Source organism: Pedobacter hartonius, from assembly GCF_900107535.1.
GTDB classification, from domain to species: Bacteria; Bacteroidota; Bacteroidia; order Sphingobacteriales; family Sphingobacteriaceae; genus Pedobacter; species Pedobacter hartonius.
In genome coordinates, this window is the sequence record NZ_FNRA01000009.1 from 17375 (window position 1) to 42116 (window position 24742).

A 24742-nucleotide genomic window follows, 5' to 3' on the forward strand; every position below is an offset into this window, starting at 1 on the left:
ATAACAATAAAATCCCGGCCTTGTTTTCTCAAACAGGACTGGGATTTTGTTTTTGAACCTATTGTCATTCGGGAGGTATTATTTTGACTGCTTCTTTACCAGATTGATATGACCACGGTCTTTTTTAGCCCTGGTGATTTCAGGATGACCGATAACAGACACCGTAGAACTGGCATGCAGATCAGTATGCAGGAATGAGATGCAGTTTAACTTTGCAGTGGAGCTTCCGCCCATTCTTATGTCAATATTATTTGCAGATAAAGCAGCAGCATCAATCCGCCCGCTTCCACCAGCCTGGATGGAGAAATGTTGGACTGTACCTTTTAAGCTGACCGTTGAAGACCAGGTTAAACCAGGCTTCGTTTTTGTTCCTGACTGTCAGGCAGCCATTGATCACCACACATTCTATGTAGGGCATGAACTTTTCATCCGCTTCAATCACAATGTTGTTCTCATTACCTGCAACAAGCACAATATCTGAAGAACTCTTTAACCTCAGGGCCGAATAACTACCAATGGGAATGGTGGTTTTGCTGTATACCCCGCTCCCGCTGATGGCCTGGCCATAAGAGATGTCAGGATATAGAAACTGCAGAAAGAGAATAAAGAATATTACGGATAGGGTTGCTTTTTTATACATGATGAATTGTTTTAGAATTTACAGGGCTGTTCCCAATCCTGATGCCAATCCAAAATACAAGGCTAATTGTACCTGTAAACAGCTTTATGATGAGAATTTAATATCCTAATGTTCGTTATCGGACAATGGCGCGCGCGCTTGCGGACAGATTTTTTCAAAGAGTTTTTATTCTATCTTTTAAGTTTTTCTCTTTCAAAAGTAGTTTGCATCGTATGTATTGTTCCTCAGTTTTCGCCTGGAAACAATAAATATCAACACATCCCCCTTCGTGAAATGAATTGCTAATTAGATTTTTAATACTAATAATATTAGCATTACATTTGCAGTACAACATCGGTTTAAAACGTTTTAAACTAAGTATTCGGAGATATGGAAGGGGAAATGAACGGACACAGCAGTATCAATAATTCACAACAGGACATCATCAGTCAGCTGCGAAAAGACATACTGACCTTACAGGGGATTAAACCTGCTGAGGGCAGTGCCGGAGCTTTCGGCCTGGGGCCTGCTGAGCTGGCCTTTCCCAATGGTGTCTGTCCTGCGGGAGCCATACATGAATTTCTGATTGCAGCACCTGAACATGAGGCCAGCTCTGCCGGCTTTTTATCAGGATTGCTTAATGTGCTGATGCAGAGCGGTAGTTCCTGCTTATGGATCAGTACCTCCAGAACGCTTTTCCCCCCGGCATTACAGGCCTTCGGCGTTGAGCCGGACAGGATCATCTTTGTGGATCTGCAGCGGGAACGGGATGTGCTCTGGGTAATGGAAGAAGCACTGAAATGCGAGGGACTGACTGCTGTTGTTGCAGAGCTGAGGGACATCAATTTTGCACAGTCAAGAAGATTGCAGCTGGTGGTTGAAAAAAGTAAAGTGACAGGTTTTATACTTCGTGCCGACCCCAATAAAGTTAGCTCTACGGCATGTGTTGCCCGATGGCGGATCACGCCCCTGCCCAGTGAACTGGAAGAAGGCATGCCGGGGGTTGGTTTTCCCCGCTGGAATGTAGAGCTGTTAAAAGTACGTAATGGTAACCCCGGAAGCTGGAAGATGGAATGGGCTGAAGGACGTTTTAAACCTGTTAAAGAATTGAATGAAGGAGCTGTTATCGTACAGTTAAACAGAAACGCCGGATAGCTATGCAAAAACGTTATGCCTCCATATGGTTCCCTTACCTGATCTCCAACTGGCTGGTGCTGCGACGGCCGGCACTAAAGGATACTGCTTTCGTGATTACGTCTGCCGAACGTGGTCGTGCCCTGGTCAAAGCCTTAAGCGAGCCTGCAAGGACACAGGGTGTAACCGAAGGAATGTCGCTCGCTGATGCAAAGGCCATCGTCCCCGGCCTGCAGGTATTCAGCGATAAAGCCGGCCGTGAGGCCAGGTTACTGCGCGCAATCGGGGAATGGTGCATCCGGTATACGCCTTTTGTTGCACTTGATCTGCCCGATGGCCTGATACTGGATACCAGCGGCTGCCCACATCTCTGGGGTGCTGAAGAAGACTACCTGAAAGAGATTGTCAGCAGGCTAAAAACATTGGGATACGAAGTACGGGCAGCAATTGCAGATACCATTGGAACGGCATGGGCCGTAGCGCGTTTCGGCGAAGAAACACGTGTGATTAACAGCGGGGAACAGGCTACGGCACTCCTCTCCCTGCCCCCTTCTGCCCTGCGCCTGGAAACGGTGGCATTGCAGCGCCTGCAGAAGCTCGGCCTGTACCAGATCAGCAGCTTTATTCATATGCCACGGGCTGTTCTGCGCCGCCGTTTTGGTGCAGACCTGCTGTTAAAACTCGCCCGGGCACTGGGCCAGGATGAGGAAAGGATACAGCCCCTGCAAATTATGCCCCCCTACCAGGAACGCTTGCCCTGCCTGGAGCCGATAAGGACTGCCATCGGAATTGAAATAGCGATTAAAAAACTTTTGGAAGCCCTGTGTAAGCGCTTGCAGGGCGAAGGAAAGGGCCTTAGGACAGCGGTGCTGACTTGCTACCGGATAGACGGAAAGGTGATACAGGCAGAAATCGGCACAAATTCTCCCTCGCACCATATCACACACCTGTTCAAACTGTTTTTACTCAAAATCCCCTCGATAGAACCAGCACTGGGTATAGAGCTTTTTGTAATGGAAGCGCCAAAAACAGAGGATGTATCCCCCCTGCAGGAAGCGCTGTGGATAGCTAACCCCGGTCTGGATGACCAGGGCGTTTCAGAGTTACTGGACCGGCTGGCAGTAAAAGTGGGTGCCCAGGCCATTCACCGGTATTTGCCCGATGAACATTTCTGGCCGGAAAGGTCGCTAAAACCCGCAGCTTCGATCCAGGAAAAGACAACTGTTCCCTGGAAAACCAGCCGCCCGCGCCCAACACAGTTGCTGGCCATGCCAGTACCGATAGAGGTCTCTGCACCGATCCCGGATTATCCACCCATGCTTTTCATTTACAAGGGTAAACGGCACATGATAAAAAAAGCGGATGGCCCTGAAAGGATTGCACAGGAATGGTGGCTGCAGCAGGGTGAACACCGGGATTACTATTATGTTGAGGACGAGGATGGGCAGCGCTACTGGCTGTTCCGCTCAGGGCATTATTCAGAACAGGGTTCACAATGGTTTATACACGGATTTTTTGCATAGGTTGAAGATGAGTTATACAGAATTACAGGTTACCAGCAACTTCAGCTTTCTGAGAGGAGGCTCGCACCCCGAAGAACTCGTGCAGCAGGCCCTTAATTTTGGCTATACCAAAATTGCCATTACTGACCGGAATACGCTTGCCGGTGTAGTGCGTGCCTATGCCGCCGCAAAAGGAAAACCCATCAGGATTATTCCCGGCGCCCGGCTGGACCTGCTGGACGGACCGCCGCTACTGGCCTACCCTACGGATAAAGAGGCTTACACCAGGCTTTCGGCATTGCTGACTACCGGGAACCTGCGCGCCGAAAAAGGCGACTGCCACCTGTATCAGGCAGATGTGTTCCAACATGCAGCAGGAATGAAATTTATTGCAATCCCTCCATCAGTATTAAGTGCAGATTTCGATTTTGACCCTGCATTCAGGCAGCAGCTGCAGGTTTACAGGGAAGCCTTAGGTAAGTCGCTCTACCTGGCGGCTATCCGCTCTTACCAGGGTGACGACCACAAAAGGCTGTTCAGGCTGTCACAACTCTCCGAAACGTTGGACATCCCCATGGCAGCCACCAACGATGTACATTACCATCATCCCGAACGCCGTGAGCTGCAGGATATTTTAACCTGTGTAAGGGAAAAATGTACCATCTATACCGCTGGTTTCAGGCTGCACCAGAATGCAGAGCGCCACCTTAAACCTATTCCTGAAATGATCCGCCTGTTTAGTCAGTACCCTGAAGCGATCAGGCATGCACAGGACATTGCCGATGCCTGCCTGTTTTCACTCGGCAGTTTGAAATACGAATACCCTGAGGAGCTGACTACCGGAGGCCGTACCCCGCAGGAAGAACTGACTATGCTGAGTTGGCAGGGCGCAAAAGAACATTTTGCGAACGGCATACCGGAGAAGATTTCTACGGCCATCAATTATGAACTTTCCTTTATAAAGGAGATGAACTATGCCCCTTATTTCCTGACCGTATATGATATTGTGCGTTTTGCAAGGGAAAAAGGAATCCTCTGCCAGGGACGGGGCTCTGCAGCAAATTCTACCATCTGTTATTGCCTGGGCATCACTTCTGTAGACCCCACCAAATTCGACCTCCTGTTTGAGCGTTTCATCTCTTCGGCACGTAATGAGCCGCCGGATATTGATGTGGATTTTGAGCATGAACGCCGGGAGGAGGTGATCCAGTATATTTATACCAAGTACGGGCGCGACCGGGCAGCAATCGTAGCTACGGTTACCCAACAGCACCAGAAGGGCGCCATCCGTGATGTGGGCAAAGCAATGGGACTGTCTGTAGATACCGTTAACCGTCTTTCCGGTGCCATCTGGAAGTTCACTGATGAGTGGTTTGAACCGGAGCGCATCTTGGAGCAGGGACTAAATCCTGATGACCCCCACCTGCGCAAGGTACTGGAGCTGACCGGCCAGATGACTGGCTTTCCACGCCAGCTGGGCCAGCATACCGGTGGGTTTGTGATTACACAGGGTAAACTGTCAGATCTTTGCCCTATCCTGAATGCACGTATGGACAACCGCACGAACATAGAATGGAATAAAGATGATATTGATGCCCTTGGCTTCCTGAAGATCGATGTGCTGGCGCTGGGCATGCTTACCTGTATCCGCAAGGCATTTGACCTGGCAAAAAAACACTACAACCTTGACCTTACACTGGCCAATATTAAACAGGATGACCCTAAGGTGTATGAGATGATCAGTCATGCGGATACCCTGGGGGTTTTCCAGATCGAAAGCCGCGCGCAGATGTCTATGCTGCCAAGGCTCCGCCCCAAATGTTTTTATGACCTGGTGATCGAGGTAGCCATTGTGAGGCCGGGACCAATCCAGGGAGACATGGTGCACCCCTATTTACGGCGCAGAAATGATGAGGAAAAAGTTACATATCCGTCACCTGAACTGGAAAAAATCTTACACCGAACTTTAGGTGTACCTCTTTTCCAGGAGCAGGCCATGAAGATTGCCATTGTTGCCGCGGGCTTTACCCCTGCCGAAGCGGATGAACTGCGCCGCAGCATGGCTACGTTTAAACTTCAGGGACAAGTTACAAAGTTTGAACGCAAACTGGTGGATGGCATGGTGGCAAAAGGTTATGAGAAAAATTTTGCCATGCGCGTTTTCAAGCAGCTGGAAGGATTCGGCAGTTATGGTTTCCCGGAAAGCCATGCCGTTAGTTTTGCGCTGCTGGTATATGTCTCTTCCTGGATCAAATGTTATCAGCCCGATGTTTTTGCCGCATCCCTCCTCAACAGCATGCCCATGGGCTTTTACCAGCCGGCGCAGATCATCACCGATGCCAGGAAACACGGGGTTGAGGTACGGCCTGCGGATATCAATTATTCCACATGGGACAACCTGCTGGAAGAGAAATCCGGAGAGTTCTTTGCGCTGCGCCTTGGATTCCGTCAGGTCAATGGTGTTTCTGAAACTGATATTGCAGCACTGGTAAATGGACGTTCTTCAAAATATACAACGATACATTCGCTGCTGGATGCGGGGGTATCACTGTCAGCCCTTGAAAAACTGGCCGATGCAGACGCATTCGGATCATTGGGACTGGACCGCCGTGAAGCATTATGGGAGGTAACGGCACTGGCCGATAAGCCCATTGTCCTATTTGCCGGGCAACCTTCGGCAAGCACAACTGAGGCGCAGGTTTCCTTACCGCTGATGACGGCTTCGGAGAACGTTGTTCAGGATTACGCCGCTACTTCCCTGTCTTTAAAGGCACATCCGCTGAGTTTTTTAAGGGAGCAGCTACGCCTGCTGCACGTCCTGTCTACGAAGGAACTTACGGATGTGAAGGATGGCGCATTTATTAAGGTGGCCGGCTTAGTACTGGTGAGGCAAAGGCCGGGTACCGCCGGCGGGATATGTTTTATTACCTTAGAAGATGAAGACGGGATTGCCAACCTGGTGGTATTTAAAAACCTGTTTCATGAGTACAGGAAGGAAGTCCTTCAATCGAAACTACTGATGGTGGAAGGGAAACTGCAGCGCGAAGACGAGGTTGTCCATGTGGTTGTGAAACGCTGTTTTGACCTTTCCGGTCTTTTACAGGGGCTTACTCCGGCAGCATATAAAGATTTGCCAACAGTTAATTTATCAAATACGGATGAAAGGGCTCCTTTTCCGAATGCAGACAAGCGGAAGCAGGTAAGAACTGCTACACAACCTGAGATCTTCCCGGCATCAAGGGATTTTAAATAGAGTGAGCGCAGCAAAATCCACTGTTCGTTTATGGACGCGATTTTGTCCGTTATTGAACAGCCGAAAGTATTAATTTATCTTATCATATTAACTTTCAATGCCTTATGCTTTTATTTGTAAATGGCAAAACTATTGTATTTGCAGAGATGAAATTAACAGATAAATAATTATATACACTTTACCCTACAAACATGAACAGATTTCTATTTTTCACTGCAGCATTTACTTTGCTTACTTTAGAAAACACTATAGCCCAGGAACTGAACCCTGTTGAGCATTTTGAGAAAGTAATCGTTAGTCCGCATGTACAGGCCACTTTGACCAAAGGTGATAAGGAAAGTGTTACGATTCAAAGTAATTCAGTGAGCCGGGATAAAGTACATATAGAATTAAATGGTAAAACCCTGCGCGTTTATCTGGAGGGCGCCAGGGAGGTTACTAAAAATGAAAAGCTGAATGAAAACGGGCGCGATGTTAAAAATCCCATCTATAAGGGAACCGTTCTGACGGTTGCTATTTCATATCAAACGCTGAAGGAACTTTCTGTGCGGGGCGAGGAAACGATCACAATAAAGAGCAAGCTGGACCAGGAAAATTTTGACCTCACAATTTATGGTGAATCTAAAATTTATTTTGATGAGGTCAGGCTTAAGGAAATGCATACCACGATATATGGGGAAAGTTATCTCGAGCTGAAATCGGGAGAGATAACCGAACAGAAATTCACTGCCTATGGCGAAAGCAAAGTGAATGCCCTTGCGGTAAATAACAGCATCACCAGGGCAACGCTGTATGGAGAAACGGAGTTAAATTTAAATGTATCCAAAAAAATTAAAGTTACTGCTTTTGGAGAGGCCAAAATCGGATATAAAGGTAACCCGGAAATACAAAAGGGCATTACTATTGGTAAACTTCAGGTCTACAAAATTGATTAATGCGGATTCTGCTGCAATAGTCCTGGTCTAAAAAAATGTAGAAAAAAATGATCATTCTGCCTGTTTTCTGAAAAGGTGGCACAAAAAGTGGAACAATATGCTGAACGTTGAATGGTAGCATGAAACGCAGCGAAATAACGAATTAACTTTATACTTTTCAACTAGCCGATGGATATTTTTACAACGATCACTTTACTTTTTACCATTAGTTCAATTATATCCTACATCAATCACCGGTATGTGAAACTTCCGGGCACTATTGGGATCATGGTTATCGCCATTGTACTGTCAATCATGATTTTAATTGCAGGAAAGTCATTTCCTCTGGTGTATAGTTTCATCAGGGAGCTCTCTTCAAGTATAGATTTTACCAGAACCCTTCTGGATGTAATGCTGGCCTTCCTCCTGTTTGCCAGCGCGCTGCATTTCGATTTTGAAAAGCTCAAAACCCATAAGATACCGGTACTGATCCTGAGTACAGTAGGTGTGATTGGCTCTACAACGATATTTGGATTCTTGTTTTACTGGACGCTGCCGTTCTTTGGTATAGATATTCCGATTCTGTACTGCCTGCTTTTTGGGGCACTGATCTCTCCCACGGATCCCGTCGCGGTATTGTCGATCCTGAAAAAATCAAAGATCCCGAATTCACTGGAAACGATTATTGGCGGCGAGTCCTTATTTAACGATGGCGTGGGTATCCTCCTTTTCGTCACACTGCGTGAACTTACAGAAAATACGGATGTAGTCTTTACCTGGTCGCATACCCTGCAGTTGTTTGCCCAGGAAGTATTTGGCGGTCTTGCTCTTGGCCTGGCATCCGGATTTCTCTGCATACTACTGATCAAAAAAGCGGGTGAGCTACAAATCATACTGATGATCACGATATCAATGGTGATGGGTATTTCTGTACTGGGAAGCCTTCTTCATGTGTCTATACCGCTGGCAGCAGTAATTGCAGGGCTGATGCTGAGTAATATTGAACTGGGTGAGTCTGAGAGCTCCAGCCATATCAAGGGTCTGGTAGACAAGATCTGGGGATTGATTGACGACCTTCTCAATACGATATTGTTCGTGATGATAGGCTTGCAGATAGTAAGCATACATTTTTACAGCGCCTACTGGCTGATCAGTATCCTGGCGATTGTATTCGTACTGCTGGCACGTGGCATAAGCATCACCCTTCCGGCAATTCTGTTGCGGCGGACACTGGAAATACCTTACAAGAGGATCGGCATTATCATTTGGGCCGGACTGAGAGGAGGAATTTCCGTCGCGCTGGCATTGTCACTTCCCTTCTCTGAATTCAAACCAATGATTGTCTCGGTAAGTTATATTATCGTGATCTTCTCGATCGTTGTTCAGGGTCTGACGCTCAACCAAGTAGTGAACAAGCTGGTTGATTAATCAACGTTAACATTGTCATTCCTGTCATTTCAACTACCTATTTTGCCATTTGAAAGAATAATTACCACCGAAGCAAAATATATTACGTTACTTAAGCTAACAATCTTCAAACCAGTGAAAAACAAAAAAATACTTTAGTACCTGCCTGGAAATTAACTCAACCCGGAATACCAAATGTATTTGTATGAATTTTAACAAGTAAGGAGGATAATTATGTGTGTAATTCGTATTGCCCTTATCAAAGGAAAGCTCCCGGACTATTTAACAGCTATTGCCGATGCTGTTCACAATACACTTGGAAGATCATATGACAACGGGGAAGAAAATATATTCCGGATCATTCAGCAGCTGGAGCCAGATGAACCAATATTCGAAAAGAATTATGAAGGGGTCAGCAACACAGACAATATTATGCTGCTTGATATTCTTGCCCCTGAACAAACAGTTGTTTTGCAGCAGGCATTTTCGGCCGGGTTGTGCTCCTGCTGAATGAGAATGTTCAGGTCATGCCGGAGACCTTCTTGTTAGTATACAGTATGCAGAAATATCAAAAAGGCCTCCTGGAAACTATGAACCCCCGTTTCCAGACCAGTAATAATTAACACGCCATGTCTCCCCTGTCTGATTTGCATCTGTAAACATTAAAACTAATATCGGTATCAGTTGTTCGTTTATAAACCGAAAAGCTATGGAACCAGATGACTATACAAATGACCGCCTCGAAGAACTGGGCGGCAGTGATTTTGAAATTGCAGATCATCAGCCAGATATTACCGGCTGGGAAATATATGACTCTCTGGGCGACTATATCGGCGATGTATATGACCTGATATTTGACAGGGAGGCGCTGAGAGTAAGATATATCATTACCAGCCTGGAAGGATATGAATTAGATGAGGAGAAGATGGTGCTGATCCCGATCGGACTGGTCACACTGAAGGGAGATAAAGATGAAGTGCTGTTAACAGAGGCCATCTCTTCAAAACTGTCCTTTCTGCCGGCCTATGAAAGCGGAAAGATGAGCCCATTGAAAGAACTGCAGATCCGGGACGTATTGACCGGCACCGCGGAACATGTTGTGGCGGTAATGAATTATAAACATAATCCTGAAGATGATTTTTATAATCATACCCATTTCAGCGATGAGGGATACAACCGGAATCCGCCAGGTAAAGACGGACTAGAGCCTGGGCAGATCATGTAAACCGATGCCTCTCAGGTGATCCATTAAAGTTATTCCAGCACGAATGGTCATTCCTGGCGGTTCCGGTACTTCACAGACTGCAGCTTTCTTACTTTTTCAGCTTAGTGGTTGCCCGGATTTGATCAGGTGATTTAAGGTGCTCGATATTCCTGCTAATGATAGATTTATCTGCAGCGGAAAAGGCCAGTTTCAACGCAATTTCAAAATGTTGAAGCGCTTTTTTACTGTCGAGGCCGGTATAAAGATTGCCCAGTAGCGAATAATACAGATGGTTGTCTTTAAGGTTTAGTTTTTCCGCTTCGGCAATGGCTTCTTCTTTGCCCTTCGTTCTGGCCAGGGCAAAGGTTCTGTTTAAAGCCGCTATGGACGACTATTCCAAAATCAGCAGCTGATTATAGAGATCCAGGATACTCTCCCACTTTTCGTTGGTATCTTCTTTTTGGGTATGCCAGTAAGCAATACCGGCTTCCAGATGATACTTTGATAATTGATCACCTGTCGAGGCCTGGTTTAAAAAGTATGTCCCCTTTTCAATAAGCTCCCTGTTCCAGCGTGTTTCATCCTGATCCTGGTACAGGATGGTTTCGCCATGTTCATCGGTTCGCGCGTCAAATCTTGAGGAATGGAAACACATAAGGGACAGCAATGCATTTACGGCCGGTTTATTTGTGGTATCATTTTCAATCAGCAAGTAATTTAGCCGCATTGCCTCTGCACAAAGGCCTTTGCGCAATGTAGTGTTCTGAGAAATTGAATAATAACCTTCGGAAAATAACAGGTATAAGGTTGTCAGCACAGTTTCCAGCCTGTTGCTGATTTCTCTTAGCGCAGGCTGTTCTATTTTTATATTTGCAGCCTTGAGTTTTTCTTTGGCCCGGTTTATCCTTTTATAGATCACTTCCTTATTCGTCAGGAATGCATCTGCTATTTCCTGGATCCCAAAGCCACAAAGCAGGTTCAGCGCGAGGGCCACCTGTGCTTCATTGGGAATGCAGGGATCACAAACGGTGAAAATCATTGCCAACTGGCTGTCAGCAATATTTTTAGCGGAAAGATTAATCTCAATTTCTTCAGTTTTTGCTGCCTTGTAGCGTATCTCAGCCGAAAGCTTTTGCTCAAAAAGTGAATTCCTTTTGAGATAGTTTTTCGTTTTGTTTTTGGCTACGGTATACAGCCATGCCGTTGGATTTTCGGGTATTCCCTTTAGGCTCCATAATTCTGTGGCAGAGAGAAAAGTATCGCTGACGATGTCTTCGGCTATTTCAATATGTTCTATACCAAACAAATAGCAAAGCACTGAAACTATCTTTCTGTATTCTGTTCTGAACAGATCCGGTAAAAGTTCTCTTTCTTTCATATTTATTATAAAATTGCCTTTGCGCGAACACAAAGGCAATTTCAGTATTAATGACTGTCTGCTGAAACAGCCATCCGTATCTCCACGTTCCCTCCCAGCTGTAATATCGGGCAACCTTTTGCAATCTCTGCAGCCTCCTCATAGTCTGCAGCTTTGATGATAATTAAACCACCTATGGCTTCTTTAATTTCGGCATAAGGCCCATTGGTTATACTTTTATTTTGTTTAACTATCCTGCCTTCTCCGTCCCATCGCTGGAGCGGTCTTGCAAGTTTATCCTGCGCTGCGATTCCACCGAGCCAGTCCTGCCAGGGCTTAATAGAATTTTGCAGTTGTTCCGGCGATGGCTGTCCGTCTTTGGAAACATAGTCCCTGCGGAATATTAGTAAGAATTCGTTCATTTTGATGTGATATTGAATGTTATTAAATGATCATTTAGCCAAATTGTCCCACCTGGTAAGTTCCTGGTATATTAGGAAATGCAAAGTTCAGACGGTTCCAGGTATTTATTGTGGTCACGGCAAAAGTAAGATCAATCAATTCTTCATCGGTAAATTGTTCTTTTGCTTCCCTGTAAACATCGTCAGGCACATTACATTTGTTAACGGCTTCGGCCCAAGCCAGTGCAGCCCGTTCAGTTGGGCTGTAATAAGGGGTTTCATGCCACGCACTTAAACCATACAAACGCTGTTCAGTTTCACCTTTGGCACGTGCATCCTTCGAGTGCATATCGAGACAATAGGCACAGCCATTAATTTGTGACACTCTGAATAAAACCAGTTCTACAAGCTTCCCATCAAGAGATGATTTTTTCAGGTATGCACCCATAGCGTAAAGCGGTTTCAATCCATTTTGTCCTTTCTCGTGGACGTTGATTCTCTGTTCCATTAGATTTGAATTTTAATTGTTAAAACCTAATGACAACCGGGTGTTCCGAATTGGACAAATTAACCAAAATATTTTTATTATTGTTTATGTTACGCAGGGGAACCAGCAATAGTAGTATTGATGTTGAATTGATTGCGACTAGGAAGGTGGAATTGAAACTTGATATTCCAGGTGGAATATCAAGTTAAACACGCTTTGTTATTTGGCGTAAACGAAGGTAACGCTATCTTTAACGATCAGGCCACTCATATTCTGACTGTTATAAACAACTGTATACTTTGCCGGTTTTGTAATTGCATAAGCTTTAGCTAAATCAACATCAGCAGAAAGGCTGTCCTTAGGATTTATCTTCAGATAACTGCTTGCAGGTGGCGGCATGATTCTTTTGGCCATCGCCCCTTTGTAATTCACTTCCTCACCATTTTCATCTTTAACATCAAGGTATTTGCTCATCAGAGGCTCAAAAGGAGTATGCCATTTACAAAATTGCTGAACACTGTCAGCAGTATTGTACACCGTGAATTTCAGCTGTATCAGCTCGCCAGATTTGATGGTATCTCGAATTGACATTTTTGCAAACAAACCAATTTGTTCAGACGGAGGGCTGCTCTGACTACCTGCAGAATCTGCTTTAACGGTATTGTCTGCTGCTGTCCGTGTGGAGGGGCTGCAGGAAGAAAGTGCCAGTAGTGCGGCAGGAACTATGTATTTTAAGTTTTTCATCTATTTATTTTATTGTTGTTTACTTGTCAGATAGAGCCTTTGCTGAATAACATAATTATTGCCTTTGTGGGCTCAATAATTATATTATCTTGTTAGCTTCACTGTACAAAAATATTCTTTTTCTGCCAGTTCTATCCTCAAATGAAATTTTTTATACGGAAATTATGGGTTTTTCCCGTTGCAGCGGCAAGAAACGACGTTGATGTTATTAGGGTAATATCGACATAAAAATGACCTTTGGATTAACTTTTTATCAATTTGTATAATTAAAAATACTCGTAGTTACATTGCTGCCTTGCGGTACAACATAATGCCAATTTGTAAGTTCTTTTAATATATCTTCCCCTTAATTTTGCTGCAAAGATACTTTGCAGGCCGAGAGAGGTGAAGAATCAACTATTAAAATCCAGTACTATGAAAAAATTTATCAAGGTATCTTTTACCGCAGCCGTATTATTATTTTCAGCCCATGCTGTAAACGCTCAACAGAAAATCGCACATCTGAATTCTCAGGAAATATTTACAAGCATGCCGGAAGCCAGAGCCGTATCAACCACCCTGGAATCTCTTCAAAAGACCAAACAGGCACAGATAGAAAAAATGCAAAGTGATTATTCCACGAAGTACAATGCCGCGGTGGCAAAGAATAAAACCTTAAGTGAAACAAATAAGGAAACCGTAGGTAAAGAACTGCAGGCTATGGAAACTGAACTTGAAGGCATTAAAAAAGGTATTGATCAGGCTACCCAGACTGCACAGCAGGAAATGGTTGCTAAACAAGGGGAGCTGATGGGACCTTTGCAAACAAAATTCATTACTGCAGTGAGGGCTGTGGCGAAAGAAAAAGGCATTGCATATGTATTTGACAGTTTTTCACAACAGGGTTCCAATAATATACTGGCATGGGAGAACGGAATTGACGTTACCGCTGCTGTGAAAGCAAAACTCGGTATTGCTGCAGGCCCTGCTGCTGCAAAAAAATCTTAATTAATCAAGCGATTAGCTGGTCCATGCTCCGCACCATACACAGCATACGCCGCCCGCCGGAATAAAAAAAGGGAAGAAATGTTTCTTCCCTTTTTGATTAACTCACTTGAAGTTAACCGGAACAGCCAGGTTTTCCCACAACAGTTCAAATCCGCTTTTGGAGATCACATACGTGAGGCGTTCATTAAAAGAGGCCGATTTCATGGGCTTTGCCATTACTGTTAAAACATTTTTTGCCGGATCAGCAGTGGTCTCGCCACCACGTTTGATGCCCCACTGGCCTGTCTCAGAATTAAATATTATTTTCCAGGATTTTTCGCCTGGAACAGCATACAGGCTATATTTCCCTGCCGGAAGGCTCTGTCCCCGGATCTTCAAAGGTTTATCCGTTTCAAAGATTGTTGCTTCATTGGCACCGGCCCGCCAGGTTTTATCATAGGGAACAAGCTCTCCCCATATCTTTCTTCCTTTTACTGCAGGGCTGCTGTAACTGATTGTTACGGCGGCGCCATTGATCGCTCCTTTGGCAACTGTGGCCGGGCTTGTGCGTTCTGGCTTAACGGCCTGTGCAAAAATTGTTTGAGACAACAGCATGATCAGCAGGGCTAACATGGATGTTTTTTTTAAGCTACTCATTTTCATATGGTTCAGTTTATTTATTACACTGAAATTAAATAAATAAAATCAAAAACCAGTTGATACCGTGCATTTATTTAAAAAACATTTCTACACCTGTACCTCAAAAACAAGCGATTGCGCCTTTAGCTTCCGGAAATACAAGCAATGGAATACTGCTGTATCTGGCAAGTTGCTGTGTATGGCTGCTTTTGATCAGTCCGGCAAAAAAGCCATGCTGCCGGTGTACCATGACCAGCATATCCAGGTCTATGTTTTCTATCAGCCAATTCAGTCCGGAGTTTACATTTTTATACCTGACATCCCTGTAATATATCTTATGATAATTGACCTTACCGGTGATTTCGCTCAAAAAGGCATCTATTTTTTGCTGGTGCTTCTGCTCTATTCTTTCGGTGGTGACATGGGTAATGAGGATCTCTGCATCGAATTGCGCCGCTAAACCCGCCAGTAAGTGGATTATATCAATATCCTTAACACTAAGATCGGTTGCGAAAGCAATCTTCCGGATTCCCCTGAACTCAGCCTCCTGTGGAATGAGCAGAACAGGAAATTCAGCTTTATTGATCATGTCAAAGCTGTTACTTCCCAGAAAGAACCTGCTCAGGTGACTGGCTCCTGATACGCCCATCACCACGAGATTAACATTTTGCCTGTCCGCCAGTTTACTGACCACACTTACTACGCCGCCCGTTTCAGTGCTCCAGCTAATTACCGGATGCGGATCTCCAGGTACTTCGGGCCGGCTCCGCTCCTTCTTTAGCCTATCAACAAGTAACCTGAATTCCATGGCAGCTTCCTTTTTAATTACAGTAGAATCTTCCATAGGCCAGGATACCTGTGCTGTCAGCGGTGTTTCCGCAGGTACGAACATCGCATGGCAAAACTCAAGATTTGCCTTGATATTTTCGGCAATGTGCAAAGCATATTTAGCTGCATTAAAAGCTGGCTTGGAGAAGTCGGTGGGTACTAATATTTTTTTCATGTTATCCGCTGGTATTACTGTTCAGGTATAAAGTTCAGCAACCAAAGGGGCTCAAAAAATGATATCCATCATGATAATACATGACCAACACCCACCGAAAAAAAAGCATTTATAATTGTATAGCCGAGATTACAGCTATTGTAGCTGCTCATTGCTGTCCATCAGCTCTGCTACCATTACCGGAACTCCTACTGTAGCAGGGGCTTCAATTTTCCTGACGAGCGCTCCTCCCCTCACATAAGGGATATCCAGATCAATCACATACCTGATTACGTCATCAGGTACATAGTCAATCAGCCCTGCAGCCGGATAAACTGCCAGTTTGGTTCCAATGACCGCAAAAATAGCGGCTTCTGCGCAGAGTTCTGCCGCGATCTGCAGATTGGGCACGGCCTCTCCAAACCATACCACGTGCGGGCGCAAAGGCAACCCGTATTCGCAAAGGTCAGCCGCCTTAATCTCCCAGCCATCGATAGGATATGTGACAGCGGGGTCAAAATCTGACTGTGAGCGGGTAATTATGCCATGCAGGTGCAATACATTTACTGAGCCCGCCCTCTCATGCAGGTCATCAATATTTTGTGTGATGATCTGAACATCAAAGTTCTTTTGTAGAGCTGCAAGTGCCTTATGGGCGGCATTGGGTTCCGCTTCGAGCACGCCTTTGCGGCGTTCATTATAAAATCGCTGTACCAGATCCGGATTGCGCTGCCAGGCTTCAGGGGTGGCAACATCTTCTATATTATACCCTTCCCATAAGCCGCCCTTATCCCTGAACGTCTGTAACCCGCTTTCGGCACTAATGCCGGCGCCTGTTAATACCACAAGTTTCTTCATTTTTTCAATCATTCTATGATCTCCCAAATTATTACTAATTTAGTCATTCTCAATAAACAGTTTGATGTGACGATTCTATTTTTGCTACATTCTTTAAAACATTAAGGCATCTTACTGGTTAAAAAATCAAAACCTGTTGACTTGCTTAAAGATAAAACTATAGTAATTACCGGTGCCTCCAGCGGCGCTGGTAAAGCAATATCCTTAGAATTTGCTTTACAGCAGCCTAACCTTGTACTGGCTGCAAGAAATAATGACGCTTTAAATGAGGTTGCAGAGGAATGCCGGACTTCTGACGGCAGGGCTGTTCGAAGAAACCCCGATGGCTGTACATCATCAGATCATTGAGATCAACCTGGTAGTTTACGGAAGCTGGGGATTACCGGGCAAACCCAAGGCTCACCGAAAATATTTCGCCGCCGGGTTGCTGCTGTTCACCGCTGCAGGATTGCTGGCGCTTAGGGGAAAATAAATCAAATTTTATAACATCAAATTGCAGCAGTAAGTTCCTGAATATATTCAGCACAAAGTGAATTTGAGTCGTAGTTATTTAATTCGGCAGCTAAGCGGGAGACATTGTTCCTGTATAGGCTATTTTTCAATACCTCCTGCACTGCCGCTTTGATATGCTGTGATTCCGGCAATTGTGTATTCAGGTTGATACCATAATTAAAGTATCCGATACGGACACAAATTTCACTCTTGCCTTCATGAATCCCGGCTGCAACAACCGGCAGTTTATGTTTAATAGCCAGCATTACACCTCCATAACCTCCGTTGGTCACATATACTTGTACAAAAGGCATTACCGCGTCAAACGACAGATAATCTTCAATGATCAGATTTTCATCAGGAAACCGTTCTTTCAGTGTACTTGTATCATGCCCGCCTGTAGCTGCAATGACCAATACATCTGTACCTTTAAACGCTTCAAGGGTAGGTATAATTAACTTATTCATATCAGGTTCCACCGTGCCCTGAGTAACAAGGATAACCTTTTTGTACCTGTTCAGCCTTTCATCAAACCACGCTTTTCCGCTGCCTTTTGCATTGGCAGGAAGCAATGCACCTATAAAACGGACATTCGCGCTTCTGTCACTGCGTTTATATTCAAAACCCGGCGCACCTATCTGCAGGAAAAGGTCTGCCTGTTTAATAAGCAGATCGAAGATTACTGATTTTTTATGAGGAATACCATATTCATCCAGCATGGACGAATACTTGTCGATAGAATTTTTGAAGAGCACGTTTTTGGCCAGATCTATCAAATCTGCATACTTCTGGCGTTGATCTTCGTTTTGGGGAGCATTAAACCCATCCCATATGGTGCCAGATCAATGGAATTTTCGCACAGAGGAAGTACACCGATAGCGATTACCGGCACTTTTAATATGTGTTTTACGAGTGGGATTGCGCTAAAAAAGCAATCAGAGATCATGATGTCAAATTTGAAAGATTCATATATAGTAGAAATATCTTCAAGATATTGCGGTGCACAGTCTCCTACAATCGTCATATCAAATTCGAGTTTAGCCATCACATCTGTGATCTTTTCCCTTTCGGGAAATACTTCTTTAAGATTCTGACCATATATATCCAATGCTTTATCAAAAGGATAGTGCGGAATATCCAGGTTTTTTAGTTTTGAACTAAATATTGAAGAGACATACCAGCGTACGTCACAGCCGGATTTTTTTAAATATGCAGCTAATCCGGTAAGCGGGTTAAAGTGTCCGTCACCTGGTACAGTAGAGAATAAAATCTTTTTCCCTTTAAGTTGTAAATCCATACAATTTATAATTTGTTCCAAGCAAAATCCGGTTTATAATCCCTATTATATATCCCCAAAAAAGTGGGTTCATGTTTCCGGTTTCGAGCGGTATACCGGCATTATTTATCAAAAACACCTTATTAAACAAAGAATCATTTGCTCATTGCAAAAAAATAGTCAGTATTTTTATGGCAGGGGCTACATTACCAACTATTTCCGGGGATTATAAATAATTATTTTTCAAATAATTGTCATTTGTATGTTTAAATATGATAAAAATCATTCTTTAAACATATGAATTACAAATTAATATTGTGAAATGTGATAATTATTGAAATAAAAATGAAAATCGGGAAGACTAAGATAAAAAAAGATCCACACATTTGGGGATATGGCATCTTTATTCCAATTCCCACATTTGCTAGCGAATAATTTATCAAGAAACGAAGACAATTATTAAGAATTAACTAATGGCAAAACTAGAGTACATCTGGCTTGATGGTTATAAACCTACACAAAGCCTGCGCAGTAAAACAAAAATAGAAAAAGATTTTAGCGGAAAATTAGAAGACGTAGCAAACTGGAGTTTTGACGGTTCATCTACAGAACAGGCACCAGGAGGTTCGTCAGACTGCGTTTTAAAACCAGTGTATATGGTTAAAGATCCGCAACGGAAAGATGGTTATCTGGTGATGTGCGAGGTACTGGATTCAACCGGCGCCCGTCATGAATCAAACGGCCGGGCACTTATTGAAGATGATGATAATGATTTCTGGTTTGGTTTTGAACAGGAATATTTCCTATGGGATCCTGCTACAAACAAACCTTTAGGTTTCCCTGCATCAGGTTTTCCTGGCCCGCAAGGTCCTTACTATTGCTCTGTAGGTGCAAACAATGCGTTTGGAAGAGAGATTGTAGAGGAACACCTGGATGCATGTTTAGATGCAGGCTTAAATGTTGAAGGCATTAATGGTGAGGTTGCAGCCGGACAATGGGAATTCCAGATCTTTGCGAAAGGTGCAAAGGAAGCGGGTGACCAGATCTGGTTAGCCCGTTATTTGCTGGAAAGAATCGGTGAAAAATACAACGTTTCTATCAACTGGCATTGTAAACCATTGGGCAGTTTAGACTGGAATGGTTCAGGTATGCATGCCAACTTCTCCAATACAACACTCCGTACAGCAGGTAATAAAGAAGTTTACGATATCATCTGCGAAGCATTCCGTCCGGTAGTGTCCGAACACGTAGAGGTATATGGTGCAGATAACCACCTGCGTTTAACAGGTAAACACGAAACTGCCTCTATCCATGATTTCAGTTACGGTGTGTCAGACCGCGGTGCTTCTATCCGTATTCCCCTTGCTACCGTAGAAAGAGGATGGAAAGGCTACCTGGAAGACCGCCGTCCAAATTCTGCTGCCGATCCGTATAAAGTTGCAGCACGTATCATCAAAACAGTAAAAACTGCTGAGGTATACGTATAAGCTCTTTCACAGGTATTTAAAGCGAAGATCCGTTCGCTAAAATACATATCCTGAATGCCCTGGCAGTTAGCCGGGGCATTTATTCGTCAACAGACCTTCCATAATAAATATAAAGATCAACTTCATAGGTCTCATGGAAAGGCAAAGAAGGATCGTATTCAGGACTGTTCTTTACAGCGTCGACAGTAAGATCTACTATTACAGATGATTCTGCCCAGTTTACGTTACTGATCCATTTTGGTGAGATCAGCACCTTTTTTCCCGGCAGCCAGTTTCCGGTATTCACTACGAGAAAGCGGATACTCCAGGTCTCTTCATCAATGATAAAATCTTCCACTTCACCTATTACCCCATCAGCGGCGTGAATATCGTAACCTGTTACTTCACGTGTTCCGCGCAGATGCGGATTGGTAAACTGTTCTTCAGCATATTTATCCGAAATGATATCTTCGAAAGGGACCCTTGAATCCATCATGCCCATCATTCCTATGCTGCCGTAAAAACCTATGCCAGCGCTGTTATAATACGGCCATTCATAATGACTGTGCAAATCTACTTCCTGCTGACGTGATACAGGTCTCTCAGTATCTATATCAGGACTATTCTTAATCTGCTCCTTCGTAAGCCTTACAGGAAAAACTTTATTTTCAAGATCCGGCTTTTCCAGTGCGACCGGAGATATCAACATCTTGCGGCCAAACAGCCAGCTCCCTGTTTCAACAACTAGATAACGTGCTGTCCAGCTTTCATCATCAAAATAAAACTCCTCTACCTTTCCAAACTCACCATCGGTTGCTCCCATGGTAAATCCTGTTAAACTTTTCACATTACGTAACATACATCCTCCTGTTTAAATTGTACTATTCCAGTTTCAGGACTAACAACTTAAATTATATTTTGTTTTAAATCACTGACTAATAGAGTGTTCAACCCCATATCAGGTGCAAGACTTTATACAAACCTTTTAGATACTGCGTCCCAGTTTACCACATTCCACCAGGCAGCGATATAGTCATTACGTTTATTCTGATACTTTAAGTAATAGGCATGTTCCCATACATCCAGCCCCAGTAAAGGAATACCTCTGACAGCAGCGTTATCCATCAGGGGATTGTCCTGATTTGGCGTAGATGTGATCTTCAGCATTCCTTTATCGTTGATCAGCCATGCCCATCCGGACCCAAACTGCCCGAGGGCTGCTTTGGAGAACAGGTCTTTGAACTGATCCAGTGAGCCAAACGATTGATCAATAGCAGCCTTTAATTTAGCTGATGGGGCCGAAGCAGGGGCCGCCTGCATAGATTGCCAAAAGAAATTGTGGTTCCAGGTACCGCCTCCGTTATTTCTTGTCTTTGCAGATAGCGTAGATGCTTTCGCAAAAAAATCAGTGGCGCTTTTGAAGCTCAGGTTTTCTGCCTTTATCGACTCCTTTACATTTTTAACATACGTGGCGTGGTGTTTTGTATAATGGATTTCCATGGTCATCGTATCAATATACGGCAGCAATGCATCATATGCATAGGGCAATGGTACCTGCGCGAATACAAAAGGCGCTGCCTCTCCACTGGTTTTGGCATCGATCGCTTTAGTTTCACCTGCCGATGGCTCAAATGCCAGTAAACTTAACGGCGAAATGGCCGGAATTGCAGCAAGCAATAGAGAATTTTTTAGAAATTTTCTGCGGTTATTATGTTCCATGATATTGAGAATTGAATACAAGATTACACCTGAATAATAACGTTTTACGTGAAATTGTTTGCATTGAATTTTTTATCACAAAAAAATTTATCTAAACCGTATCTTTCATGTCTTAAACTTTAACTCATGAATACCCTTTTCAATAAATTATGGCAGTACAACGATTGGGCAAATCAGTCACTGATAAGTTCTTTCGAACAGCAGGCTACAGCAATACCTTCCAAATCCCTGCATTTGCTCAGTCATATCATGAATGCTCAAACGATATGGGCGCACAGGATCAGAGGGGTACAGGCCACAGTTGGCGTATGGGACGACCATGACCTGGAGACTTGTAAAAATATGCACCAACAGTCTTCCGCTCAGCTCAGACAGGAAATTGAGAGCCCTGAGGCTGACTTACAACAAAAGATCCAATACGTTAACACTAAAGGCCTGCATTTTGAAAATCAACTGGATGATATCCTTCTTCACATCTTTAATCATGGAACCTATCACCGCGCACAAATAGCACAGGACCTGCGCATCAATGAACTGGAGCCAAACAACACAGATTATATTGCATTTGTAAGGTGAGCACCTGCCCAGGCAGGCTGTAAGAACCTGGTGTATAATTATAATCATTCAGCGCCACCTATATGCGCTTCACCGGCATATGTATTTAAAAGATAGCCAATAACAAGGAGTAATACAGTGAACAGAACTACAGTTACGGGCGGCTTTCCCGCAGTCTTTATCTTTACTAAAAACATGGCATAAAGCGGGGCTGACGGTATTATCCCACCAGAAACCAGGATGGTAACTGGAATCCAGTTTTGCACTGAGCTGGAAAACTGATATTGAAGAACAATGACCAGAAATCCATACGTGAGTGCAGCACCGCTTAAAGCTCTCATTGGGGCAAGAATTAAAGTTTGCACCTGCTGGTCCAGTTCTTCCCAATTCCTTTGCACCGCTTGTTTATGATATCCCAGAAACGAAGGCTTACTCAGGTAAACAATTCCAAATAAAAGCGATATCACAGCAGTTGCATATTTGCATAGGTTTGCAAAAACATGGATCATATTTTCAATTTTTAATTTGATTCAAAATTATGATCTTCCGGCCGGCTGACAATCTCCAATCCTGGGGTTTACGCTGCTCATGGCTTTGTGCATTAAAAAAATCGCCTATTTACTGGCAGCCTGCATAGATGCCGTCATCAATTGGATAATTTTATGACAGATCTCATTGTTCTGGTACATTCCGGCAAACTGGTCTGCATGTGGGCCATAGGCAAAAACAGGCACCATCACATTGGTATGATCGTTCGTGCTGAAATTGCCCAGAATCCTTCCTTTACGCTGATCGGCCGCCAGCAAAGTTAATCCGCCGGTTTCGTGATCTGCAGTAACGATTACCAGGGTTTGGCCATCCTGATCTGCATACTTCAATGCTGCGCCAACGGTCTGATCGAGATCAAGTAATTCTGTAACGGCATAAGGCAGGTTGTTATCATGCCCGCCATAATCCACCTGGGCACCTTCAGCCATGATAAAAAATCCTTTTTTACTGGCCGACAATAATCTGATGGTTTGTTCAAGAGATACTTTAAGCATATCTCCCCTGCCTTTCAATACGGGGCGGGTTACGCTGTCAGCCAGCAATACCAGTTTTTTACCTGGTTTTGACTGTTCCAGTTCTTTCAGGTCCCTTAAGAATTCAAATCCTTTCTGTTTAATTCCGGACATCAGTGTTTTATCCGGATTTTCCGCAAAACTTTTTCTGTTCGGGCCAATCAGGATCTCGACCTTGCTGTTCAAGAAGTCCTTGGCGATTTTATCTGACCAGCTCCGTTCCGGCTGATGGGCATAAAAAGCTGCTGGTGTGGCGTCAGTGATATCCCCACTGCTGATCACCCCGGATTTTATTCCAAACCTGTCCAGTGTATCCGGAATATTCGTGATGGGCATACCAAGGCTGTCCATGCCTACATACCTATTATTCGTTTTTTCACCACAGGCAAGTGCAGTACCACCCGCAGCAGAATCCGTATTTCCGGAATTTGATGCCTTTGTTAGGGACAAACCTATATGACGGATGCCCGCAAGGTTCAGGTTTCCGTGGTTTGCTGTTAGCGCCGCCTGTATTTGTGCGAGGCCCATTCCATCGCCGATAATAAGAATAACATTTTTCAGGGGGAGGTCTTTTCCGTCTGATTTATATTCAGGTTGATAGGCCTTATAAGATACCGGATTGATATATTCCGTTTTATGCCGTGATGCATAAAACGCACTCAATATCTCAGGATGATCGGTACCGATCCAGTCGACCCCAAGGTTTTCCAGTTCTATCCAGGTGTTATAACTGTCCTGAGTTGCCCAGAAACGGAAAGGCTTTTTCATCCGGTGTGCATCAGCTACTACCTTTAGCAGTTTTAATGTATCGGCCACTGCAGGAGTTCCTTTACCATTCCATTCGGTATAACTGTGCATATCATCACTGATCATTGCCACCCGTTTTAGCTGTTCAGCAGTATAAGCTATACCGGGTCTCCCGTCGAAAGACAAGTATGACGGATAATTCTTATACAGTTCAGGGGCAGGCATATCACCGCTCAATACAATCTTGACCGGCTTCTTACTCACTGAAGGGTCTATCATATCCTTGTAAGGCTGTAGTTGCCTGATGAGCACAGGTATGACCTGCGCATAATTTTCCTTGATGTCGATCACGAGTTCAAGGCTACGCTCTTCCCTAAGATAAGGCTGGTTGCCATTCTTTTTGTACAGTTTGTACAATGGTTCCAGGTAAACACTTTTCAGTGTTTTACCCGGAACGATCTGATCAAATTCATGTGCCACAAAAAGCTCGTTCCCGGTAAGGAACACATCTGCTTCGATAGAGTTCATCTGCGAATGATAAGCACTGAAGAACGGAATTGGCTGTGCATAATCATTATGTGAATGCGTCAGTATCTGCGCAGGTTTGGTCCTTTGTGCATACCCGGTAGCCGCCAGCAGCAGTAATGATAATGGACAGAAAGTTTTAGCTAAACACATATGTTGTTTTATTTTTCTTACCAGCTTTCTGATCCTTAACTTTTCCATTTTATCTTTTTATGTCTTTTTAATGAGGACACACATTTATCCAAAATTATTAAAGCTGCCCAGACATTGTCAGGCATATTAAGCAAAGGACGCAGAATATTGAAATATTCACAAGCCCAAAATCTATTTTTCTACAAAAAATACCTTTTATGCTTCATAAACAGCATTTTCAGGTTAAAAACATATTAAGCTTTCGTTAAGTATAAAGTTTCATAGCCGTTTAACTTCAATAG

At 44.0% G+C, this 24742-nt stretch carries 27 protein-coding genes; 12 read left to right on the top strand and 15 right to left on the bottom strand.

What is annotated here, in order from left to right; all coding sequences use genetic code 11:
- Positions 1-78 precede the first annotated feature (78 nt).
- Complete coding sequence (locus tag BLW16_RS23280; RefSeq protein WP_175470616.1) at positions 79-300, bottom strand: GIN domain-containing protein; 222 nt, start codon at positions 298-300, stop codon at positions 79-81.
- Entirely contained in the window at positions 272-640 is a 369-nt protein-coding gene (locus tag BLW16_RS15400) for a GIN domain-containing protein (protein ID WP_090558241.1), read from the bottom strand. Before BLW16_RS15400 ends, BLW16_RS23280 begins: the two co-directional genes overlap by 29 nt.
- Positions 641-1009: 369 nt before the next feature.
- Between BLW16_RS15400 and BLW16_RS15405 the strand changes: the two genes are divergently transcribed.
- The 7 genes from BLW16_RS15405 (at position 1010) to BLW16_RS15435 (ending at position 10054) form a co-directional block, all read left to right on the top strand.
- Positions 1010-1774, top strand: coding sequence for an ImuA family protein (locus tag BLW16_RS15405; protein ID WP_217631582.1), 765 nt, complete (start codon positions 1010-1012; stop codon positions 1772-1774).
- A 2-nt stretch (positions 1775-1776) separates the two neighbouring features.
- Positions 1777-3276: a Y-family DNA polymerase gene (locus tag BLW16_RS15410; RefSeq protein WP_090558243.1), complete on the top strand. Its 1500-nt coding sequence runs from the start codon at positions 1777-1779 to the stop codon at positions 3274-3276.
- Positions 3277-3283: 7 nt separating this feature from the next.
- Positions 3284-6508, top strand: a complete 3225-nt coding sequence (locus BLW16_RS15415; protein WP_090558245.1) for an error-prone DNA polymerase — start codon at positions 3284-3286, stop codon at positions 6506-6508.
- Between the two features lie 191 nt (positions 6509-6699).
- A complete protein-coding gene (locus BLW16_RS15420) occupies positions 6700-7443 on the top strand; it encodes a head GIN domain-containing protein (RefSeq protein ID WP_090558247.1) in 744 nt (247 codons plus the stop codon).
- A gap of 168 nt (positions 7444-7611) precedes the next feature.
- Positions 7612-8850, top strand: a complete 1239-nt coding sequence (locus tag BLW16_RS15425) for a cation:proton antiporter (RefSeq protein ID WP_090558249.1) — start codon at positions 7612-7614, stop codon at positions 8848-8850.
- Between the two features lie 213 nt (positions 8851-9063).
- Complete coding sequence (locus BLW16_RS15430) at positions 9064-9339, top strand: tautomerase family protein (protein WP_090558251.1); 276 nt, start codon at positions 9064-9066, stop codon at positions 9337-9339.
- Positions 9340-9538: 199 nt separating this feature from the next.
- Positions 9539-10054 carry a PRC-barrel domain-containing protein gene (locus BLW16_RS15435; protein WP_090558253.1) on the top strand — a complete coding sequence of 172 codons (516 nt, stop codon included), beginning with the start codon at positions 9539-9541 and terminating at the stop codon, positions 10052-10054.
- 370 nt (positions 10055-10424) lie between these two features.
- Here BLW16_RS15435 and BLW16_RS15440 read toward each other — a convergent pair whose 3' ends face one another.
- From BLW16_RS15440 to BLW16_RS15455, 4 genes are all read right to left on the bottom strand, one after another.
- Positions 10425-11411, bottom strand: a complete 987-nt coding sequence (locus BLW16_RS15440; RefSeq protein ID WP_245735310.1) for an RNA polymerase sigma factor — start codon at positions 11409-11411, stop codon at positions 10425-10427.
- A 47-nt stretch (positions 11412-11458) separates the two neighbouring features.
- Positions 11459-11812 (bottom strand): YciI family protein, encoded by a 354-nt coding sequence (locus BLW16_RS15445; RefSeq protein ID WP_090558256.1) that lies wholly within the window; start codon positions 11810-11812, stop codon positions 11459-11461.
- 34 nt (positions 11813-11846) lie between these two features.
- Positions 11847-12299: a carboxymuconolactone decarboxylase family protein gene (locus BLW16_RS15450; RefSeq protein ID WP_090558258.1), complete on the bottom strand. Its 453-nt coding sequence runs from the start codon at positions 12297-12299 to the stop codon at positions 11847-11849.
- Positions 12300-12497: 198 nt separating this feature from the next.
- Positions 12498-13022, bottom strand: a complete 525-nt coding sequence (locus BLW16_RS15455; protein WP_090558260.1) for a protease — start codon at positions 13020-13022, stop codon at positions 12498-12500.
- 414 nt (positions 13023-13436) lie between these two features.
- Here BLW16_RS15455 and BLW16_RS15460 point away from each other — a divergent pair, with 414 nt between their 5' ends.
- On the top strand, positions 13437-14009 hold the full coding sequence (locus BLW16_RS15460) for an OmpH/Skp family outer membrane protein (protein ID WP_090558262.1): 573 nt from the start codon (positions 13437-13439) through the stop codon (positions 14007-14009).
- Positions 14010-14111: 102 nt separating this feature from the next.
- Here BLW16_RS15460 and BLW16_RS15465 read toward each other — a convergent pair whose 3' ends face one another.
- The 3 genes from BLW16_RS15465 to BLW16_RS15475 form a co-directional block, all read right to left on the bottom strand.
- On the bottom strand, positions 14112-14645 hold the full coding sequence (locus BLW16_RS15465) for a DUF2911 domain-containing protein (protein WP_217631583.1): 534 nt from the start codon (positions 14643-14645) through the stop codon (positions 14112-14114).
- Between the two features lie 103 nt (positions 14646-14748).
- On the bottom strand, positions 14749-15630 hold the full coding sequence (locus BLW16_RS15470; RefSeq protein ID WP_090558268.1) for a universal stress protein: 882 nt from the start codon (positions 15628-15630) through the stop codon (positions 14749-14751).
- A 135-nt stretch (positions 15631-15765) separates the two neighbouring features.
- A complete protein-coding gene (locus BLW16_RS15475) occupies positions 15766-16467 on the bottom strand; it encodes a Sir2 family NAD-dependent protein deacetylase (protein ID WP_090558591.1) in 702 nt (233 codons plus the stop codon).
- Positions 16468-16608: 141 nt separating this feature from the next.
- On the opposite strand from BLW16_RS15475, the gene BLW16_RS23720 reads away from it, so the two are divergent.
- Both BLW16_RS23720 and BLW16_RS23725 read left to right on the top strand, forming a co-directional pair.
- Entirely contained in the window at positions 16609-16815 is a 207-nt protein-coding gene (locus BLW16_RS23720) for an SDR family NAD(P)-dependent oxidoreductase (RefSeq protein ID WP_175470598.1), read from the top strand.
- Positions 16733-16939, top strand: coding sequence for a hypothetical protein (locus BLW16_RS23725; protein ID WP_175470595.1), 207 nt, complete (start codon positions 16733-16735; stop codon positions 16937-16939). Before BLW16_RS23720 ends, BLW16_RS23725 begins: the two co-directional genes overlap by 83 nt.
- A gap of 16 nt (positions 16940-16955) precedes the next feature.
- On the opposite strand, the gene BLW16_RS23525 is transcribed toward BLW16_RS23725, so the two are convergent.
- Together BLW16_RS23525 and BLW16_RS23530 are read right to left on the bottom strand one after the other, a co-directional pair.
- Positions 16956-17714, bottom strand: coding sequence for a glycosyltransferase (locus tag BLW16_RS23525; protein WP_217631584.1), 759 nt, complete (start codon positions 17712-17714; stop codon positions 16956-16958).
- A gap of 17 nt (positions 17715-17731) precedes the next feature.
- Complete coding sequence (locus BLW16_RS23530; protein ID WP_217631585.1) at positions 17732-18256, bottom strand: glycosyltransferase family protein; 525 nt, start codon at positions 18254-18256, stop codon at positions 17732-17734.
- A gap of 452 nt (positions 18257-18708) precedes the next feature.
- Between BLW16_RS23530 and BLW16_RS15490 the strand changes: the two genes are divergently transcribed.
- Positions 18709-19722, top strand: coding sequence for a glutamine synthetase beta-grasp domain-containing protein (locus BLW16_RS15490; protein ID WP_090558269.1), 1014 nt, complete (start codon positions 18709-18711; stop codon positions 19720-19722).
- A gap of 79 nt (positions 19723-19801) precedes the next feature.
- On the opposite strand, the gene BLW16_RS15495 is transcribed toward BLW16_RS15490, so the two are convergent.
- Both BLW16_RS15495 and BLW16_RS15500 read right to left on the bottom strand, forming a co-directional pair.
- Entirely contained in the window at positions 19802-20560 is a 759-nt protein-coding gene (locus tag BLW16_RS15495) for a PRC-barrel domain-containing protein (protein ID WP_090558271.1), read from the bottom strand.
- A 113-nt stretch (positions 20561-20673) separates the two neighbouring features.
- Positions 20674-21420 (bottom strand): superoxide dismutase, encoded by a 747-nt coding sequence (locus BLW16_RS15500; protein ID WP_090558273.1) that lies wholly within the window; start codon positions 21418-21420, stop codon positions 20674-20676.
- Between the two features lie 126 nt (positions 21421-21546).
- Here BLW16_RS15500 and BLW16_RS15505 point away from each other — a divergent pair, with 126 nt between their 5' ends.
- A complete protein-coding gene (locus BLW16_RS15505; protein ID WP_090558275.1) occupies positions 21547-21996 on the top strand; it encodes a DinB family protein in 450 nt (149 codons plus the stop codon).
- Between the two features lie 44 nt (positions 21997-22040).
- On the opposite strand, the gene BLW16_RS15510 is transcribed toward BLW16_RS15505, so the two are convergent.
- Both BLW16_RS15510 and BLW16_RS15515 read right to left on the bottom strand, forming a co-directional pair.
- Positions 22041-22484, bottom strand: a complete 444-nt coding sequence (locus tag BLW16_RS15510) for a hypothetical protein (RefSeq protein ID WP_090558277.1) — start codon at positions 22482-22484, stop codon at positions 22041-22043.
- A gap of 105 nt (positions 22485-22589) precedes the next feature.
- Entirely contained in the window at positions 22590-24509 is a 1920-nt protein-coding gene (locus tag BLW16_RS15515; protein ID WP_245735312.1) for an alkaline phosphatase, read from the bottom strand.
- Between the last annotated feature and the right edge of the window lie 233 nt (positions 24510-24742).

Excerpts from the sequence above, each read along its gene's own strand:
- BLW16_RS15455 (WP_090558260.1), bottom strand. The coding sequence starts at position 13,022 with ATGAAAAACTTAAAATACATAGTTCCTGCCGCACTACTGGCACTTTCT.
- BLW16_RS15465 (WP_217631583.1), bottom strand. The coding sequence starts at position 14,645 with ATGAGTAGCTTAAAAAAAACATCCATGTTAGCCCTGCTGATCATGCTG.
- BLW16_RS15510 (WP_090558277.1), bottom strand. The coding sequence starts at position 22,484 with ATGATCCATGTTTTTGCAAACCTATGCAAATATGCAACTGCTGTGATA.
- BLW16_RS15460 (WP_090558262.1), top strand. The coding sequence starts at position 13,437 with ATGAAAAAATTTATCAAGGTATCTTTTACCGCAGCCGTATTATTATTT.
- BLW16_RS15495 (WP_090558271.1), bottom strand. The coding sequence starts at position 20,560 with ATGTTACGTAATGTGAAAAGTTTAACAGGATTTACCATGGGAGCAACC.
- BLW16_RS23725 (WP_175470595.1), top strand. The coding sequence starts at position 16,733 with ATGAGGTTGCAGAGGAATGCCGGACTTCTGACGGCAGGGCTGTTCGAA.
- BLW16_RS15490 (WP_090558269.1), top strand. The coding sequence starts at position 18,709 with ATGGCAAAACTAGAGTACATCTGGCTTGATGGTTATAAACCTACACAA.
- BLW16_RS15435 (WP_090558253.1), top strand. The coding sequence starts at position 9,539 with ATGGAACCAGATGACTATACAAATGACCGCCTCGAAGAACTGGGCGGC.
- BLW16_RS15470 (WP_090558268.1), bottom strand. The coding sequence starts at position 15,630 with ATGAAAAAAATATTAGTACCCACCGACTTCTCCAAGCCAGCTTTTAAT.
- BLW16_RS15475 (WP_090558591.1), bottom strand. The coding sequence starts at position 16,467 with ATGAAGAAACTTGTGGTATTAACAGGCGCCGGCATTAGTGCCGAAAGC.
- BLW16_RS15430 (WP_090558251.1), top strand. The coding sequence starts at position 9,064 with ATGTGTGTAATTCGTATTGCCCTTATCAAAGGAAAGCTCCCGGACTAT.
- BLW16_RS15410 (WP_090558243.1), top strand. The coding sequence starts at position 1,777 with ATGCAAAAACGTTATGCCTCCATATGGTTCCCTTACCTGATCTCCAAC.
- BLW16_RS15445 (WP_090558256.1), bottom strand. The coding sequence starts at position 11,812 with ATGAACGAATTCTTACTAATATTCCGCAGGGACTATGTTTCCAAAGAC.
- BLW16_RS15515 (WP_245735312.1), bottom strand. The coding sequence starts at position 24,509 with ATGGAAAAGTTAAGGATCAGAAAGCTGGTAAGAAAAATAAAACAACAT.
- BLW16_RS15505 (WP_090558275.1), top strand. The coding sequence starts at position 21,547 with ATGAATACCCTTTTCAATAAATTATGGCAGTACAACGATTGGGCAAAT.
- BLW16_RS15500 (WP_090558273.1), bottom strand. The coding sequence starts at position 21,420 with ATGGAACATAATAACCGCAGAAAATTTCTAAAAAATTCTCTATTGCTT.
- BLW16_RS23530 (WP_217631585.1), bottom strand. The coding sequence starts at position 18,256 with ATGGATTTACAACTTAAAGGGAAAAAGATTTTATTCTCTACTGTACCA.
- BLW16_RS15415 (WP_090558245.1), top strand. The coding sequence starts at position 3,284 with ATGAGTTATACAGAATTACAGGTTACCAGCAACTTCAGCTTTCTGAGA.
- BLW16_RS15420 (WP_090558247.1), top strand. The coding sequence starts at position 6,700 with ATGAACAGATTTCTATTTTTCACTGCAGCATTTACTTTGCTTACTTTA.
- BLW16_RS15440 (WP_245735310.1), bottom strand. The coding sequence starts at position 11,411 with ATGAAAGAAAGAGAACTTTTACCGGATCTGTTCAGAACAGAATACAGA.
- BLW16_RS15400 (WP_090558241.1), bottom strand. The coding sequence starts at position 640 with ATGTATAAAAAAGCAACCCTATCCGTAATATTCTTTATTCTCTTTCTG.
- BLW16_RS15405 (WP_217631582.1), top strand. The coding sequence starts at position 1,010 with ATGGAAGGGGAAATGAACGGACACAGCAGTATCAATAATTCACAACAG.
- BLW16_RS15425 (WP_090558249.1), top strand. The coding sequence starts at position 7,612 with ATGGATATTTTTACAACGATCACTTTACTTTTTACCATTAGTTCAATT.
- BLW16_RS15450 (WP_090558258.1), bottom strand. The coding sequence starts at position 12,299 with ATGGAACAGAGAATCAACGTCCACGAGAAAGGACAAAATGGATTGAAA.